This is a genomic window from Rhodococcus sp. P4_B6 (assembly GCF_056402215.1).
In genome coordinates, this window is sequence record NZ_JBFUHV010000060.1 from 14,958 (window position 1) to 32,428 (window position 17,471).

Sequence of the window (17,471 nt, forward strand, 5' to 3'; positions counted from 1 at the left end):
CCAATCGGGAATGCACGGCGGCGTTCGGCCGGAGATGACAACTTCCGGTCGAACGCCGCCGTGGGGATCAGTGCGCGAGGGTCTTCGTCTTGTCCAGACCTGCCCCGGTCAGGGCTCGCACTTGAAGTTCGTCGAAGGCGGCGTCATCTGCCGGCTCTCGACTGAGGTAGCTGCCCACGACGCACCCGAGGAATCCGGCGGGCACCGACAGCAGGATCGGGAAGGCCAATGGGAAGGGCGCTGTTGTCGACAACGAATCCGACAGCAGCGGAGCCAGACTCGGCCACACCAGCGGGCCGGTCAGAATCAGCGCCAGCGCCGTCAGTAGACCCGACAATGCGCCGACCACGGCCCCGAGGGTACGCATCCGCCGCCAGAGCAGCGTCATGATCAGCACGGGGAAGTTCGCGCTGGCCGCGGTGGAGGTGGCCAGCGTGGCCAGGAAGGTCACGTTCTGGGTGCCGCCGATGGCCAGGGTGGCACCGACGGTGACGATCACCAACGCCACCGCCGCGATCCGGCCGACCGTCATCTCCTCCCGTTCGGGCCGGTGGAACGTCTTGGCCCACAGGTCATGAGCGATCGTGCTCGACGCGCTGAGCACCAGGCCGGCCGACACCGCCAGCAGCGTGGCAATCGAGACCGCGACCACCAGCGCCAGCAGCAGGTCGGACGCGAAGCCGTCCCCGCCGCCGAGCCAGACGGTCAAGGCAGGCAGGGCGAGATTGCCGCCCTTGCCGGCGATTGCCTCCCCGCCGGCGCCGAGGGCAGCGCGCGCGGAAATGCCGAGGAATGCGATCAGGACGTTGAAACCGCCGATCAGGCTGATCGCCCAGATCGCGGACTTGCGGGCCTCGATGGCGTCGGGGACGGTGAAGAACCGCATCAGCACGTGGGGCAGCCCCACTGCGGACAAGGTCACGGCCACTGCCATGGAGATGATGTTCCAGGGTCCCTTGAAGGAGTTGCCGGTCGCCAGGTAGTGGTCGCCGAACTTACTCTGCGAGACCGCCTGCTCGATGATGTTGAGCGGGTTGGGATCGATCCGGACGAGAACGAGGATCACCAGCAGCGCGACGACGCTCATCAGGGCAACAGCCTTGATGATCTGCAGCCACGTCGTGGCGAGCATGCCGCCGAAGAGCACATAGGTCAGCATCAGGACCGCGGCGATCACCACACCCCAGGAGAAGTCGATCCCGGCGAGGGCCTCCATCAGCACGCCGCCCGCGACCATCTGGGCGAGCAGGTAGAAGACGCAGATGAACAGTGTCGAGATCGCCGAGACGATGCGGACCGGCCCGGACCGCAGCCGAGTGGCGAGCGCGTCGGCGAACGTGAAACGCCCCAGGTTGCGGAGCTTTTCGGCGATCAGGAACATCACCATCAGGAAGATCCCGCACGCGAAGATCGCGTACACGATCCCGTCCATGCCGTAGAGGTAGGCCAGCCCGGCATAACCCAGCAGGGAGGCCGAGGACAGGAAGTCGCCGGCGATGGCGGTGCCGTTCTTGCGTCCGGTCATCGCGCCGCCAGCCGTCCAGAACTCCGCGGACGTCTTCGTGCGGCGCGAGGCGAAGTAGGTCGCGACGAAGGTCGTGGCCAGCAGCAAGATGGTGACGACGACGGCGGTGGTGTTGAATCCGTCAGACATTTTCCGTGACCTCCCGCTCCCGAGCGGCGGTGGGAGTGCTGAGCACCGCCGCGGCCAGGGTGTCCCAGTGGCGTGCGCGGCGCACGTACCAGGCGCCGAGTCCCATCACGGTCGCGACGTAGGCCAGGGACAGGATCAGCCCGATGCTCAGCCCCGACACGGGACGCTTGGCGATGATCTCCGGTGCGAAGGCCGCGAAGCCGACAAGCACGCAGAACGCCACCGCGAAAACACTCCAGGCGATGGTGAAGAAACTGCGGCGGTCACCTCGCAGGCGGAGCATTGCCGGATCCGACCAGAGTCGACTCCAGTCGACGGCGGTCTCGGTGGGAGGCATGGTCACCCTTTCTCGTGGTTGGTGCCGTCTTTCGCGCGTATACCGCGAGTTCACGACGAGTGAGGGCGGGGCCGGGTCGCGTGTGGGACCGAACGCCCTGCACGCCCTCTGTAATGGGCATCACAGACGCTATACGAACGGGTGTTTGTTTGTCCAGGTGCACGGAAAGGCCTTTTGACACCTTGGAAAAACGTGCGTTCGTTTGTATCGTGAGATACGTGACCAGGTCACAGCACGGCGACCGCACCCTTTTGCGTCCCCGAAGGGCGCGGTCACCCCGAGTCGGAGGAATCCCATGATTGGAAGCGGCACCCTGCCGGACACCACGGAGCAAGCGGATCTGCGCGAGATGGTGCGCGAGATCATCGAACGGTTCGCACCTGCGCAGCGGGTCAGGGAACTCGACGACGCCAACGCGTTCGATCTCGAGCTGTACCGCGCGCTCGGGGAAGCCGGGCTGATCGGACTCGACGCCCAGGCCGACGGCACCACCGGCGCCGACCCCCGACATCAGATCATCGTCCTCGAAGAGCTCGCCGCCGGCCCGACCTCGATGGCGGTGTGCCTGGTCGTGCAGTACATGGGCGTCGGACTGCTCACCGAGTACGGCAGCGACCAGCAGCGCAGCACCGTCCTGGCCCCCTTGCTCGACGGCCGCGAGCGGGTGGCCTTCGCATTGACCGAACCCGACGGCGGCACCGACGTCGCCCGTGTCATGCGCACCCGGGCGAAGCAGTCCGGCGACGGCCGGTGGATTCTCAACGGTGCCAAGACCTGGATCTCGGGTCCGCAGCACGCGAGGAACCTCATCGTCCTGGCCCGGACCTCGGCGCCGGAGTCTTCCCCGATCGACGGCATCACCATGTTCTTGGTCCCCACCGAGACCCCGGGCATCACGGTGAAAGAGCTCGATACCTTCGCCATCCACAGCCTCGACACCTGCGAGGTCACCTTCGACAACGTCGAGGTGGACACGGCCGCCGTGCTCGGGCACGTCGACAAAGGGTTCCGTCAGGTGCTGGGCACTCTCAACGGTGAACGACTCAATGCCGCCGCCGCCGCACTCGGGATCGCCCGAGGAGCTCTGGAAGCGGCCGTCGACTACGGCCGGCAGCGTCAGGTGTTCGGGCGTCCGGTCGGCAGCTTCCAGGCCGGTCAGCACCGCCTCGTCGACGGTGCCATCGCGATCGAGTCGGCCCGGGCCCTGATGCTGCAGGCCGCCGAGGCCACCGCCACCGGGAAACGCGCCGACATTCTCAGCGCCATGGCCAAGGTCGCCGCCTCCGATGCCGCGGTCGCCGTCACCGACGCCGGCATGCGACTGATGGGCGGCTCAGGGTTCAGCAAGGAGTACCCGATGGAGCGGTTGTTCCGCGATGCCCGCCTCTACACCTTCGCCCCACTGACCAACGAGATGCTCCGCAACCACATCGGTGAGAAGTACCTGGGATTGCCGCGGTCGTTCTGACTCACGCACCCGCACACCACAACACAGAAGGACACCATCATGCCCGCGATCACACCCTTCGCCGACGAACTCAACGCACTTCCGCCGCTGGCCTCGCGCTACGTCGACGTCGGCGCCCTGCCCTGGCGCCCCTCCGGGTACGAGGGCATCGATATCAAGGTGCTGCTCAAGGATGAGGAGAGCGGTCTGCTCACCGCCCTGTTCCGCTGGCAGCCCGGATCGGTCCTGCCGCTGCACGAGCACGTCCGGATCGAGCAGACCTGGGTGCTCGAAGGCAGCATCGTCGACGAGGAAGGCGAGACCACCGTCGGTAACTTCTCGTGGCGCCCGCAGGGCAACCAGCACCGCGCCTCGGCGCCGAACGGGGCCCTGGTGCTGTGTTTCTTCCTGACCCCCAACAAGTTTCTCGAGGGGCCGAACGCCGGCTCCACGCTGGAATAGCCGCACCACCCGAGCTGAGGAGTTCGTGTTGTCTCAACCCACTATTCATCGCACGCGGCTGTTCTCGCCGCTGACCCTGCGCGGTGTGACCTTCCGAAACCGCCTCTGGGTGGCGCCGATGTGCCAGTTCTCCGCCGACGACGGCATACCCGACGACTGGCATCTGGTGCACCTCGGCTCGTTCGCCAAGGGGAAGGCCGGCCTGGTCCTCACCGAGGCGACCGGGGTCAGCCCGGAAGGGCGGATCAGCTCCAAGTGCACCGGGCTGTGGAACGACACGCAGCTCGACGCGTTTTCCCGCATCAACCGGTTCGTCACCGAGCACGGATCGATCCCCGGCATCCAACTCGCGCACGCCGGCCGCAAGGCCTCCGCGCAGGTTCCCTGGGAGGGCGACGGGACCGTCCCGATCAGCGAGGGCGGCTGGGAGACGGTCGGTCCGTCGGCGACGGCCTGGGGAGACCAGGCCGTGCCGCGTGAGATGACCGTGGCCGACATCGCAAAGGTGGTCACCGACTTCGCCGACGCCGCCGCCCGTGCCCTGGCCGCGGGATTCCGGGTCGTCGAGATCCATGCCGCACACGGTTATCTGCTCCACCAGTTCCTGTCCCCGATCACCAACCGGCGCACCGACGACTACGGCGGAGACCCCGACCGCCGCGCCCGCTTGCTGCGGGAGATCATCGCCGCGGTCCGCGCGGTCTGGCCGGAGGAGTTGCCGCTGTTGCTCCGGATCTCCGCCACCGACTGGGCCGAGGACGGCTGGGACGTCGACGACAGCGTCGCGCTGATCCGCTCGCTCGAGGGTTCCGGGATCGACCTCGTCGACGTCTCCAGCGGCGGCCTGACCCCGGAGCAGAAGATCACCGTCGGACCGGGATACCAGGTGCCGTTCGCTCGCCGGATTCGCAACGAAACATCCATTCCGGTCGCGGCCGTCGGGCTGATCACCGACTCCTCGCAGGCCGAGCAGGTCCTCGTCGACGGAGCCGCCGATGCTGTTTTCGTCGGACGGAACCTGCTGCGCGAGCCGATGTGGCCGCTCAAGGCGGCTAAGGAGCTCGGCGTCGAGGACACGCTCGACTGGCCGATCCCGTACCAGTCGGCCCGCTACCGCGGCAACATCCCCTGATCTCCTGGTGGGCGCGATCGTTGACATGGATGGGTGCCCACCCGGTACCGTAAGAAAACAATCGTTCGTATGTGGTAAGCGTGCCGGGTGCAGAGACGTCCGCGCGCGCCGGGCGGCACCCACGGCCGCATCATCGCCGCCAGCGTTCGTGTGTTCGCCGAGCAGCTCTACCTGAAGGAGAAAAGATGTCCGAGACCAGCCCCAGCCGTCATCAACTGCTGATCGACGGTAAGTGGGTGGATCCGGTCGAAGGCGGCACGGTCGACGTCTTCAACCCGTCGACCGGAGAAAAGCTCGCCGAGATCGCCGCAGGCGGCCCGCGCGACGTCGAACTGGCGGTGCAGGCCGCACGCCGTGCATTCGACGACGGCCCGTGGCGGCGGATGCCGGCCGAGGCCCGCGCCCGGATCCTGCACCGCTTCGCGGACCTCATCGAGGCCAATGCGGACGAGATCGCCCTCATCGACACACAGGACTGCGGAAAGCCCTACGCGTTCATCCGTGACATCGACCTGCCGAACATGGCCGACCTGCTGCGCTACATGGCCGGGTGGACCACCAAGCTCGAGGGACGCACCATCCCGCTGTCGCGGCAGAACCCCGGAGACTTCTTCTCCTACACCCGGCGGCAGCCGGTCGGCGTCGTTGCCCAGATCATCCCCTGGAACGGCGCCGCACTCGCCGCGGTCTGGAAGCTCGCCCCGGCGCTGGCCGCCGGATGCACCGTGGTGCTCAAACCCGCCGAACTCGCCTCCCTGGCCCCGCTGCGTCTGGCGGAATTGGCAGTCGAAGCCGGTGTGCCCGACGGAGTAGTCAACGTGATCACCGGAACGGGCGCGGACGCCGGAGCTCCACTGGCCGGTCACCCGCAGGTCGACAAGGTCGCGTTCACCGGCTCGGTCGAGACCGGCAAGAGGATCGTCGTCGCGGCCGCATCGAACCTCAGCAAGCTGACCCTCGAACTCGGCGGCAAATCCCCCAACGTCATCTACGACGACGCCGATCTCGACATCGCCGTCGACGGAGTGCTCGGTGCCGTCCTCTACGCACAGGGTGAGGCCTGCACTGCCGGATCGCGGCTGTATGTGCAGCGCAACGTCTACGACGAGGTCCAGACCCGCATCGCCGCCAAGGTGCCGGAGATCAAGATCGGGCCCAGTGCCGAGCGCGGCGTCCTGGTCGGCCCGATGATCACCGACCAGCACCGCTCCAAGGTCATGACCTTCGTCGAAGGCGCGCTCAGTGACGGAGCCGAGATCATCGCCGGTGGTGCCCAGACACGCGAGCCCGGTTACTACCTCGAGCCGACCGTGCTCGGCGGGGTCGACGACGATATGACCATCGCCCGGGAAGAGATCTTCGGCCCGGTGGTTTCGCTGATGCCGTTCGATGACGAAGCCGAGGTATTGCGCCGCGCGAACGACACCACCTACGGTCTGGCGGCCGGAGTGTGGACGAGCAACGTCGGTCGCGCCCACCGCTTCGCCGAGGCGGTCAACGCCGGTGCGGTCTGGGTCAACTGCTACAACGTCTTCGACGCCGCGCTGCCGTTCGGCGGATTCAAGCAGTCCGGTTGGGGTAAGGAGATGGGCGGCGAAGCCCTCGACGGCTACCTGCAGAGCAAGGCGGTCACCGTCTCGCTCGCCTGACACCTTTCGAAGCCCTCGCACACGCCCGGCTGGTACACCAGCCGGGCGTGTGCGTGTTCTGTGGCCGAAGCCGGTTCGACCTCACTACTTGGACGCTGCGGGGTTTGTTCGGCACCAGCTCTCGTTGTGATCGTTGACACGGCAACCGAGGCTGAACTAACATACGTACGTTCGTTTCTTGAGTTGTGGTCCCATCTTGCGCCACAGCCTGCACTGTTCCGACTGCAATTGACGGTCGAATCCTCCGCGTGCCGTGTGCACTTCGGTTCACCGCACCCACCCGAAGACGCCTCCTGCCTTGTCGGCGGAGAATCCAGATACCAGGAGCCACGTCATGACAACATCGACGCTCACCGGCGCGCGTGTGACCTACGCACGTGCGCCCCTCTACAGTTGGTGGGTCCTGCTGGTCAGCCTGCTGTGTTTCATGTGCTGCTTCATCGGCCTGAACACGGTCGCCGTGTTCGGCACGGTCATCCAGGACGACTGGGGAATCAACGCCACCCAATTGTCGTTGCTCACCACCGCATCGATGCTCACGTTCTGCGTGGTTCCGGTCTTCGCCGGCAAGTGGGCCGCCCGTATCGGAGTGAAGAAGATCGTCGTCATCGGCTTGCTCTGCAACGCCGTTTCGGCGCTATTGATCCCGGTGGTCGGCGAGTCCTACACCGGCATGCTCGTCCTGCGTCTGCTCCTGGGCTGCTGCGGCGGCGTGATGAATGCGTCCCTGGCCACCCACGCATCCTTGTGGTTCCCGAAGAACCGTCGCGGTTTCGCGACCGGCCTGTTGATGGGCTTCCTCGGCGTCGGCTTCTCCATCACCTCGTTCGCCGGACCGCTGCTGACCGACAGCGGCATGTCGTGGGAGATCGCCTCGATGTGGCTGACCGTGGTCCCGAGCGTCGCCTGCGGTGCGTTGTTCGTGCTCACCGTCAAGGACTTCCACAAGGCCCACCCCGGTGTGCCCTCGATGGACGCCCTCGTTGCCGAACCTGTCGGACTCCGGCGCCCGCACTCGACCCGTTTCGACGCGCTGCCCAAGCCGGGATCGCTCGCCGAGGCACTCCGCAGCTCCCGTGTGTGGTGGTCCTCGCTGTACGGGGCAGGCACGGCGATTACTCTCTACGGGCTTTCCTACGCCCTGCCTTTGTTCCTCGAACAAGACCGCGGCATGACGTTGCTCGAAGCCTCCGCGATCATCGGCGTCACCTTCATGTTCAAACTCGTCGCCGCCCCCGTCGGCGGGTTGATGTCGGACCGGCTCTTCCGCGGCGAGCGATTCCAGACGAACATGATCGGTGCCGGTCTAGCCGGTGTCATGGTTGTCGCTGTGCCCGGGATTCCCGCGAGCACTCTGGGGATCTACCTGTGCATGATGTTCCTGGCAGCCTCGTTGTACGGTGGCACCTACTGGGCGTGGGCGGCGGAACTGTCTCAGCCGCAAGCGAATTACCAGACAAGTGGACTCATCGTGACCGTCAGCAATGTCGGCGCCGTGCTGGCCGCCCCGATGCTGGGGCTGATCATCGACGCCACCGGCAGCGCCACCTACGCCATGGTCACCATCGGAGTCCTCGGCCTGCTGAGCGTGGAGTGCGCCCGCCGCTCCCGGCTGTAGGCCCATACTCCACCCCTTGATCGCCGACCCGTGTGACCGCATACCAGCCGTTGCGTCATCCTTGTGGGTCGGCTCCCGAACGCTCTCCGGTTCCGGGCGGTTCACACGACGGCGGCGCGAGTCCGGAGCCGGAGAGCACCCCCGCTCACTCTGCGGGTCGTGCTCGACAACACCCGAGATGCCTCGCATGACGGGACGAGCGCTGACACAGGGGGCTCGGGCCGCGATCCGGTCGGAGCCCCCTGCGTCGTCGAAGTAGGGAAGTCAGCGGATGGTCCAGCCGCCGTCCGCGACGTAGACCGCGCCGTGCACGAAGCTCGCCTCGTCGCTGACCAGGAACAGCGCGACGTTCGCCAACTCCTCGGGCTGCGCGTGCCGGCCGGCGGGTGCACTGCGCAGCGCCTCGACGACCGGCAGATCTTCGTTGTACAAGATGTCTTTGGACATCCCGGTTTCCACCGCACCGGGTGCGATCGCGTTTACTCGCACATTCTGGTGGGCGTAGTCGAACGACATCTGTCGGGTGAACCCGATGACACTATGCTTGGCGCTGGTGTACGCAGTACCACCTCCACCGGCGATGAACGCGGCAACCGAGGCGGTGTTGACAATCGACCCACCGCCAGCAGCAATCATCGACGGCAACACCGCGCGGGTCACCAAGAACATGCCCTTGAGATTGACGCCGATGATGCGGTCCCACAGCGCCTCGTCGGTGTCGAGGAGCGGAGCATAATCGTCGAGCACACCCGCGTTGTTCATCAGCACCGTCACCTCGCCCGCAACAGCCGCAGTCTCGGCGGCCGCCGCTGCCACCGCCGACGCGTCGGAGATATCGACCGCCACCCCGTGAGCCCGTCCGCCCGCCTGGCCGATCTCGGTGACCACGACCTCGATCCCGACCGGATCGAGGTCCCATACAACGACCTCGGCGCCTTCGGACGCGAACCGCAGAGCGCTCGCCCGGCCGATCCCCGACGCGCCGCCGGTGATCACCGCCGTCCGATCGGCAAGACGAGTCCCGGTTCCACTGGCAGTTTCGATCACAATTTCCTCCCCTGACAACGTTGATGAATACACAGCCACTTGTCGCACCGGCCGCCCATGCCTCCACACACCGGATCGGTGCGGCCTCGGCGCTCCTCAGTTGTTCGTCGACCGCGGGTAATGCTCGGCAATGTCCCGCGCATCCTCTCGAGCACAGTGACCGTCGGCCATGATCTGCCAGAGCGCGGCGACGAACTGATCTTCTGTCAGACCGAAGTGCACCAGCAGTTCGTCGGCCGGAACGCCGCCGTAGGGTAGCCAGGCCAGCGCCACACGAATCATCGCGTGCGCATCGGTTTCCGCCAGAGGACGTGCCCTCCTACGTTCGCCGTCCCGCTTCTTGCGCCGCAGTCGCTTGTAGCGCTCGACCTCAGCGTCGACATCAGTCGACGCTATTCTTCCGAATCTACGGGGCTGCATGGCGATAACTTTCAAATGCGCTGCACTGTGTGATCATCCGTGAATCACGGCCGACAGCAAAGCGTAAGGCCCGCCGTCGAATTGAAAGGAGCGGACCGGCGGGATAAAGTGTTGTGCCACTTCCGTCGCGGATGTGATGCGCAGCTGTGCGGGGCGACGGAGGTGACCCGTAGCCCCGCACGTTGACAACTCCGCCTCGCGCGGAAGGGTCGGAGCGGCCGAATGTGTGCCGCAGCCTCAGTCGCGGAAGGGCTGCTTGACCCAGCCCTGGTCCCAATTGGACACCTGGTGGGTGCGTCCGCGCAGTTCCTGGAAATACCAGGTTCCGTCGCGTTTGACGAACTGATCGGTGTAGTTGATCGTCAGGATGACCGGGTCCTTCTTGGTGGCGTCCTGGCTGTTCTCGATGGTGCACAGGCACAGCAGGTAGAAGTATCCGGTTGCGCTCTGGCCGTCGTCGGCGAGCTCCACACGTGGGGCGATCATGTAGTGCAGAGCCCAGGTGATCTTGTCCGACAACGCCCGGAAGTGCGCCTTGATCTCCTCGTGGCCGGTCATGGATCCACCCTCGCCGTCCACGACCCACCGGCCGTCTTCGACGAACAGGCCGGCGATGCCCTCCGGGTCGTAGCCGTTGTCGCAAAAGCCGGCGTAGCGGTACTTGAGCTGTTCGATTGCGCGGACGTCTTCGAGTCGTATCAGTCGCTCGGCGAGCTCGGCGACGCTCACATCCGCGGTAGTGGTGTTCATGGTTTCGAGTCCTCCTGTGAGGGTTGAGTTCTGGAAGGTTTGTCAGGAGATCTGTGCGAGGACCTTGGAGACCGTCTCGAGGTTGCGCATGCCCTCGCCCGGGTCGGCTGCCGGATCGACCCACAGCACTGCCCGTTCGATCCCCAATTCTCGATAGCTCTCGAGTGCTGCAGGATCCGGCGGCGCCGAGGCCACCGCGATTCCAACCGATTCGGGATCACGACCGGACTCCTCGACGACCCTACGGAACTCGGGCACTGTCTTCGACAGAGTCGGATCCTCCGCTGAGGGCACGACATACCAGGCGTCGGCCCACTCGGCGGCGTGCCGCATCGTGGTCGGACCGGCGCCGCCGAGGTAGGTGCGTGGACCATTCGGTTGCGCGGGTTTGGGCCACGCCCAGGAGGGGGCGAGGGACGCCCGCTGCCCGTCGTAACACGCCTCCTCCTGGGTCCACAGGGCCTGCATGACCTTGAGCTTGTCGCGTACGGTCGAATAACGCTGCTTCCACACGACGCCGTGTGCCTCGGCCTCCTCGACGTTCCACCCCATTCCGACGCCGCAGATGACGCGCCCACCGGAAAGGTGGTCGAGGGTGGCGATCTGCTTGGCTTTGGCGATCGGATCATGCTGGGCGAGCAGGCAGATGCCGGTCCCGAGCATGATCGTCTGCGTGTGTGCGGCGATCATCGACATCGTGACGATCTGGTCATAGGTGCGCAGGTAGAACCCGGGCAGCTCGGGCCCGCCATAGGGGATCGGGTAGTCGGTTTTCCGGGACACCGGGAAATGCGTGTGTTCGGGCACGAACAGGGACTCGAATCCGTACCCTTCCGCGGCCTGCCCGAACTCAATGGGGTCCGGACCCTGATCGGTGAAGAAGTAAACTACGCCCACATCCATGACGGGCTCCTAACTGAAGTGTCTGCGTGTAAGGGACGCCGACGGATTCAGGCGTCGCCGACGACGACGTGGTCCTCGAGGACCACGACGTAGTGCTTGCCGATGAAGTTCTCGACATCCGCCAGGGCCGCCTGACCGGCCTCGGACGCCCAACCGGCTTCCATCGCCTCGGCGCTCTCGTAGTCGAGAACGGCCAGACCGTCGATCCCGAATCCGTTGTCGGGTTCGGTGGCACCTTCCTGCGGAACGACGTGCCGCTGCACGTAGCGGATCACACCGGGCACCTGCGCGGCGAGCGGGGCGTGCTTCTCCCGCCAGTACTCGTCGAACTGGGCGAACGACATACCCGGCTTGCGTCCGATCAGTGCGATCGTGCGGACCGGTCCACCATTGACTGTCATTTGATTTTCCTTCTCTGTTGGGGTTTTTGGAGGGAAGTGGGGTGTCAGCCGGGGTACTTTGCGAGCATCCCCGCATCGACGGGAAGCGCGGTGCCGGTCACATACCGCGACTCGTCACTGGCCAACCACAGGACGGCCTCGGAGATGTCGGCGGAGTCCACCCACGGCACCGGAAGCAGGTTGATCCGCCCGAGAACCTCGACACCGTCGTCAAGGGTCGGGTTCTCGAGGTCCGGCCGGAAGATCTTCGCCGCCGTCGGGTTGTCGATCATGTCGGTGCGAACGTTGGTCGGATGCACCGTGTTGACGCGGATGTTGTGCGGCGCCACCTCGTTCGCGACCGAGCCGACCAGTCCGACCAGGGCGTGCTTGGCGGCGCTGTAGTGCGCCACGTGCGGGACTCCGCGGATACCGGCGATGGAACTGATCGCGATGATCGAACCGCCATGACCCCCGGCGATGATGTGCGGCAACGCCGCCTTCATCGTCTGCCAGACACCGGTGAGGTTGATGTCGATCAGGGTGTCCCATTCGGCGCGAGTGAGCTCCCAGGAGGGTTTGGCTGCTCCCAGCACGCCGGCGTTGGCGACGACGATGTCGAGACGCCCCAGCTCCGCGGCGGCGTCGGCGACCGCGTCGATCATCGACTCGTCGCGGACGTCGGCTTCGATCACCACCGCCCGGCGGCCACGCTCCTCGACCAGGCGCGCGGTCTCCTTCAGGTCCGCATGCTCGGGCATTGCGTAGCTGACCTGGTCGATCGGGCGTACCGAGTCGAGCAGGATGAGGTCCGCGCCTTCGCCCGCGAGGGTGAGGGCGTGCGACCGGCCTTGGCCGCGGGCGGCGCCGGTCACGAACGCCACCTTGCCGTTCAGTCGCTGACCAATGTTCGTCATGAATGTTCCTTTCCGGGAATCAGACGGTGGAGAATGTGGCGCAGGTCCAATTGCTGTGCTCCCACCGCGACGGCGATGACCACGGCCTGGACGAGGAACTGAGTGGAGGACGGTGCGCCGAGGGAGAGCACCAGCTGGGTGAGCTGACTCAGGAACAGGGCCCCGACGGCCGTGCCGATGATGTTGCCGCGGCCACCGGTGAGGGCGGTGCCGCCGACGACGACCGCCGCGATGGCCGGCAAAAGGTAGCTGGTGCCGGCGTTGGTGTTCGGTGTGCTCACGTACCCGGCCAGCAATACCCCGGCACCGCTGTAGCACAGCGCGGCGGCGACGTATCCGCTGATCTTGATCCGCGCGGTGCGCACGCCCGCGGCGTGGGCGGTGCGCTCGTTCGACCCGACGGCGATCACCCGGCGTCCCCAGGCGGTGCGGCCGGTCGCGAAGACGGTCACGATCATCAGCGCGATCGCGAGCCACACCGTATTGGAGACACCGATCGTCTTTTCCAGTGCGAAGTCGGACACGCTCTGAGGGGCGCGAGTCGGGGTTCCTCCGGAGTAGGCCAGGGCGGCGCCCATCAGGACGGCGTTGACTGCCAGGGTGGCCACCAGCGGGGTCACCGAGAAGGCCGAGACGACGATGCCGTTGACCAGGCCGACGACGACGGCGATGGCGGCGACGATGAGCAACGCGGTGAGGATGCTGCCGTGGTCCTGGGCGTACTGGCTGCTGACCAGGGCGGCCATCGTCATCATGCCGGGCAGGGACAGGTCGATGCCCTTGAGCATGACGACCATGGTCTGCCCGATCGCGGCGATCGCCAGGATCCCGGCGAAGGGGAGCAGCGAGTCGATCGCGCTGCCGGAGACGCTGCCGGGTGCGATGAGCCAGCTGAAACCGAACAGGGCCACGGTGATCGCGATGACCGAGCTGGTGCCGTTCCAGGTCGGCGTCCAGCGGCGCGAACCGGAGTCCTTCGGTTCGGTGTCCGGGAGTGCTTGTGGTGCGTGCATTGCGCTCACGGCGTCAGCTCCGCTCTGCGAGGGTTCGGGACTTGGAGTAGAAGGCGGCCGCGGCGATGGTCAGACCGCCGAGCAGCCACTGCTGCCAGTACAGCGGCAAGCCGATGAACTGCACCACAGTGTTGATCTGGATCACCAGCACCGCGCCGAGGCAGGCACCGATGAACGAGCCACGCCCACCGAAGATCGAGGCGCCACCGAGTACCGCGGCACCGATGCTCGCGAGCGTGTAGCTGTCGCCGATGCTGGCATTTCCGGTACCGGCCTGCGCCATCAGCAGCACGGCCGCCGGAACGACGAGCACCGAGCAACCCACGTACGCGATCAGTGTGATCCGCTTGGTGCGCACACCGATCCGATCTGCGGTTGCATGCGCGGATCCGGTGGCGCGCAGGCGGATACCGAACAGGGTCCGGTACATCGCGAACTCGAGCAGCACCGCGACGACGATCGCCAAGACGATCATGATCGGGATGAATCCGAGCTTGGTGGACGCGTACGACAGGAAGATCGGGTCGATCTTGCCCGCGGGCAACGGGCGCAGCAGGTATGCGATGCCCTGGATCGCGGTATAGGTCACCAGGGTGGCGATCAGGGGGTTGATCTTGACGACCACCGCCAAGGTCCAGTTGACCAGACCGACGACCGCGGCCACGAGTGCGAGCACGATCAGCCCGATGATCATCCCGATCGGCGTCTTGTACGCCGACAGGACGAACGAGCCGACCACTACCAGCAGGCCTGCCAGCGGCCCGACCGACAGGTCGATACCCCCGACCATCATCACCACCTGCTGGGCCATCGCGAAGAACGCCAAGGTGGCCAGCAGCGGCAAGATCAGCCCGAAATTGCGTGAGGTGAAGTAGAACTCGCTCTGGCTGATCGCCACACCCGCGAGCAGGATGGTCGCGATCGCGAGAATAGCGGCGGGAGTGAGGTCGTTGCGGGCCAGCTTCCGACCGAGGGTGACTTTCCGCAGCGCGGTGCCGACGCGACTGCGACTGCCGGTGGCACTGAGTGCGGCCTGGGCGATGCCGTGCTCGGACAGGTCGTCTCCGACGAGTTCCTTCGCGGCCTTGCCACGGGAGAAGACGATGACCCGATCGCAGAGCTGCTCGAGTTCAGCAGCAGAGGAGGAGAGCACGATGATCGCCGCGCCGCGGGCAGCCGCCTCCCGCAGGATGGTGTAGATCTCCTCGCGGGCACCGATGTCGACACCCTGGGTGGGCTCGTCGGCCAGAATCAGCTTCGACTCGGTCATCAGAACTCGGCTGAGCACGACCTTCTGCTGGTTTCCGCCGGAGAGGGTGGCGATATCGACCTCGGCGGAGGGCGCCTTGACCCGCATCGACGCGAACGTTTCGGACGTGGCCTTGCGCTCGCGCAGGCGCGAGAGCACGCCGAGGTGAGACAAGCGCCCCAGCGACGACAGCGAGGCGTTCTCCCGCAGGCTCAGACCCGGCAGAATGCCCTCGTGGTGCCGGTCGTGCGGAAGGTAGGCGATGCCCCCGGCCAGTGCCGCGGTCGGACTGGACGTCTTGACCGCCCGACCGCCGAGTTCGATGGTGCCGCGCCCGGCGACCAGGCCGCCGAGCGCACGCAGGACCTCGCGCTGTCCCTGCCCCTCGACACCGGCGAACCCGACGATCTCGCCGGCCCGGACCGTCAGGTCCAGGTCATCGAACCCGTCGCCGGAGAATCCGGTCACCTCGAGCAAGGTGTCACCGAGCGCGGTCGTACGAGTCTCGGCCCGGGTGTGCGCGCGGGTGAGTTCGCGGCCGACGACGAGGTTGACCACGTCCTGCTCGGTTACCTCGGCGCCGTCGAACGTCCCGACCAGCGCGCCGTCGCGCAGCACCGACACGGTGTGGGCGATCTGCTTGACCTCGTTGAGCCGGTGCGAGATGTACACGACTGCGCCACCGGCGTCGATCAACTCCGACACCAGGCGGAACAGCTCGGCGACCGCGGGCGGCAGCAGATGCTCGGTGGGTTCGTCGAGAACGATGACCTTGGGCTCTTCCGCCAGGGCCTTCGCAATTTCGACGACGAACCGCGCGTCGGGCTGCAACTCGCGCACCGGAGTGCGCGGATCGATCGAGGCCACGCTGCTCCACCGCGAGAGGATGCCTTCCGCCCAGCCGACCTGTTCGCCGACCGACGGGCGGCGGTCCTCGGGCATGCTCAGGCGCATGTTCTCGGCCACCGTCAGATCCGGAAGAAGCGCCGGCTCCTGGTAGACGATGGCGAGTCCCTGCTCCCGGCACCAGGCAGGGGAAGGGTCGGTGGCGGCGACGCCACCGATCTCCACCGTTCCTGAATCTGCGGTGATCGAACCGGCCGCAATGCCGACGAGGGTGGACTTGCCGGCCCCGTTCTGGCCGACCAGCGCATGGATCTCGCCGCGCCGGACGGTGAGCGAGACACCCTTGATTGCGTGGACGCCCGGATACTTCTTGTCCACCGAGTCCAGCCGCAGGACGATGTCCTGATCGGCGATCTGGTGGACCGGATCTTCCTGAACCTGTACGTCACTCACGTACATCACATCCTCGACGATCTCTTGCTGAGTCATTGTTCACCACTCCTCGTCCCTCGTGTCCAGCCGTTACTTGAAGACGGCCGAGAGCTGCTCGGGCGAGAGCGCCGAGGACAGGTCGGCGTCCGGCGGCAGGTCCTCGCGGCAGGTCGGGAGCTTGCCGCCCAGGGTGTCGACGAATGTCGGCAGTTCGAAGTTCTCCGGCTCGTTATCGGGCTGTCCGTTGAGCGCGGCCAATGCCTTGCGGGCGGCGATGCGCACGACGGTCGTGGTGCCGTCGAGGGTCAGCAACTGGAAATCCGGGTTGGCCTGGTGGTGCTGCAACCACATGCAGCCGAGTTCGTTGTCGGTCGCCGACGTCGCCAGCGGCGGGATGGGCCGGCCGGCGTTGATGAAGGCGCGCAGTCCGCCCTTCGACGCGACACCGTAATCCGATGCCAGAACGTCGATCTCGGGATACTTGGTCAGCGCTCCGGCCATCGCGCGCTGCTCGTATGCCGCGTCCCAGCTCGACGGTTGCGGTTCGTTGGTCAGCGAGGTGAATGGATCGCCGAGTTCCTTGGAGGTCTCGTTGATGCCGTCCCACAGGGCGACTGTCGAGGGGCTACCACCCGGCAGGCCGCCACTGAAGAGCATCTTGCTGCCCGGCTGGACCTGGCCGCCCAGCCACTTTGCCATCGTGTCACCCTCGACGTCGAAGTTGTACTGGACGTAGCCGTCGTAGTCGACACCGACCTCACCGCCGGGATCGGCGATGTAGGGCACGACGACGACACCGGAGTCGTGCGCGTTCTTCAGGGCGCTGAGCGCCTGGCTGCCGAAGTCGTCGTAGGTGACGATCGCATCGAAGCCCTGTGCGGTGTACGAGTTGATCGCGGTGATGTACTTCTGGAGGTCGTTGTCGGCCTGGGTGTACTCCAGGGTTACGTTCGGGCACGCGGAGAGCTCGTCGGTGAGCTCGGCCTGCGTGATCTTGCGCCAGGAGTTGGCGCCGAAACCGGCGACATGCGCGATCTTCAGCGGACGATCGCCGCAAAGCTGTTCGACCGGCAGGGCCTGGCCGCCGTCGCTCGTCGAACCCTGGGAGTTGCCGCTCGATTCGGCCGGTGCACTGGCCGTGCACGCCGCGACACTCAGGACTGCGGTGAAAGCAACTCCGGCAAGGGCCGCGCGACGACAAGACAGAGCGTTCAT

Annotated in this window: 16 protein-coding genes; 5 read left to right on the top strand and 11 right to left on the bottom strand. The window is 66.2% G+C overall.

From position 1 onward, the window contains the following. Positions 1-67 precede the first annotated feature (67 nt). Positions 68-1,654 (bottom strand): solute symporter family protein, encoded by a 1,587-nt coding sequence (locus AC1DWT_RS25710; protein WP_095865997.1) that lies wholly within the window; start codon positions 1,652-1,654, stop codon positions 68-70. Next, a complete protein-coding gene (locus tag AC1DWT_RS25715) occupies positions 1,647-1,991 on the bottom strand; it encodes a DUF485 domain-containing protein (RefSeq protein WP_095865996.1) in 345 nt (114 codons plus the stop codon). The genes AC1DWT_RS25710 and AC1DWT_RS25715 overlap by 8 nt, the downstream gene beginning before the upstream one ends. A 295-nt stretch (positions 1,992-2,286) precedes the next feature. Here AC1DWT_RS25715 and AC1DWT_RS25720 point away from each other — a divergent pair, with 295 nt between their 5' ends. The 5 genes from AC1DWT_RS25720 to AC1DWT_RS25740 all read left to right on the top strand — a co-directional run bounded on the left by AC1DWT_RS25720 (position 2,287) and on the right by AC1DWT_RS25740 (position 8,299). Next, a complete protein-coding gene (locus AC1DWT_RS25720) occupies positions 2,287-3,459 on the top strand; it encodes an acyl-CoA dehydrogenase family protein (RefSeq protein WP_387487306.1) in 1,173 nt (390 codons plus the stop codon). 39 nt (positions 3,460-3,498) lie between these two features. After that, positions 3,499-3,900: a cupin domain-containing protein gene (locus AC1DWT_RS25725; RefSeq protein WP_477922738.1), complete on the top strand. Its 402-nt coding sequence runs from the start codon at positions 3,499-3,501 to the stop codon at positions 3,898-3,900. A gap of 28 nt (positions 3,901-3,928) precedes the next feature. Then, positions 3,929-5,032 carry an NADH:flavin oxidoreductase/NADH oxidase gene (locus AC1DWT_RS25730; protein WP_477922740.1) on the top strand — a complete coding sequence of 368 codons (1,104 nt, stop codon included), beginning with the start codon at positions 3,929-3,931 and terminating at the stop codon, positions 5,030-5,032. Between the two features lie 185 nt (positions 5,033-5,217). Further along, positions 5,218-6,681 carry an aldehyde dehydrogenase family protein gene (locus AC1DWT_RS25735; RefSeq protein WP_095865994.1) on the top strand — a complete coding sequence of 488 codons (1,464 nt, stop codon included), beginning with the start codon at positions 5,218-5,220 and terminating at the stop codon, positions 6,679-6,681. 334 nt (positions 6,682-7,015) lie between these two features. Then, the gene (locus tag AC1DWT_RS25740) at positions 7,016-8,299 is read left to right on the top strand and encodes an MFS transporter (RefSeq protein WP_477922742.1); all 1,284 of its coding nucleotides are present in this window, start codon (positions 7,016-7,018) and stop codon (positions 8,297-8,299) included. Positions 8,300-8,563: 264 nt separating this feature from the next. Here AC1DWT_RS25740 and AC1DWT_RS25745 read toward each other — a convergent pair whose 3' ends face one another. The 9 genes from AC1DWT_RS25745 to AC1DWT_RS25785 form a co-directional block, all read right to left on the bottom strand. Next, complete coding sequence (locus tag AC1DWT_RS25745; protein WP_477922744.1) at positions 8,564-9,346, bottom strand: SDR family NAD(P)-dependent oxidoreductase; 783 nt, start codon at positions 9,344-9,346, stop codon at positions 8,564-8,566. Between the two features lie 96 nt (positions 9,347-9,442). Beyond that, positions 9,443-9,781: a hypothetical protein gene (locus AC1DWT_RS25750; RefSeq protein ID WP_477922746.1), complete on the bottom strand. Its 339-nt coding sequence runs from the start codon at positions 9,779-9,781 to the stop codon at positions 9,443-9,445. A 222-nt stretch (positions 9,782-10,003) separates the two neighbouring features. After that, positions 10,004-10,516, bottom strand: a complete 513-nt coding sequence (locus AC1DWT_RS25755) for a nuclear transport factor 2 family protein (RefSeq protein ID WP_477922748.1) — start codon at positions 10,514-10,516, stop codon at positions 10,004-10,006. 42 nt (positions 10,517-10,558) lie between these two features. Further along, positions 10,559-11,419, bottom strand: a complete 861-nt coding sequence (locus AC1DWT_RS25760; protein ID WP_477922750.1) for an LLM class F420-dependent oxidoreductase — start codon at positions 11,417-11,419, stop codon at positions 10,559-10,561. Positions 11,420-11,466: 47 nt separating this feature from the next. After that, positions 11,467-11,820 (bottom strand): EthD family reductase, encoded by a 354-nt coding sequence (locus AC1DWT_RS25765; protein ID WP_095865991.1) that lies wholly within the window; start codon positions 11,818-11,820, stop codon positions 11,467-11,469. A gap of 44 nt (positions 11,821-11,864) precedes the next feature. Then, the gene (locus tag AC1DWT_RS25770) at positions 11,865-12,716 is read right to left on the bottom strand and encodes a mycofactocin-coupled SDR family oxidoreductase (protein ID WP_477922752.1); all 852 of its coding nucleotides are present in this window, start codon (positions 12,714-12,716) and stop codon (positions 11,865-11,867) included. Next, a complete protein-coding gene (locus AC1DWT_RS25775; RefSeq protein WP_477922784.1) occupies positions 12,713-13,729 on the bottom strand; it encodes an ABC transporter permease in 1,017 nt (338 codons plus the stop codon). Before AC1DWT_RS25775 ends, AC1DWT_RS25770 begins: the two co-directional genes overlap by 4 nt. A 13-nt stretch (positions 13,730-13,742) precedes the next feature. Next, positions 13,743-16,283 (bottom strand): ATP-binding cassette domain-containing protein, encoded by a 2,541-nt coding sequence (locus AC1DWT_RS25780; RefSeq protein ID WP_477922786.1) that lies wholly within the window; start codon positions 16,281-16,283, stop codon positions 13,743-13,745. A 63-nt stretch (positions 16,284-16,346) separates the two neighbouring features. Beyond that, positions 16,347-17,471: a substrate-binding domain-containing protein gene (locus tag AC1DWT_RS25785; protein ID WP_477922753.1), complete on the bottom strand. Its 1,125-nt coding sequence runs from the start codon at positions 17,469-17,471 to the stop codon at positions 16,347-16,349.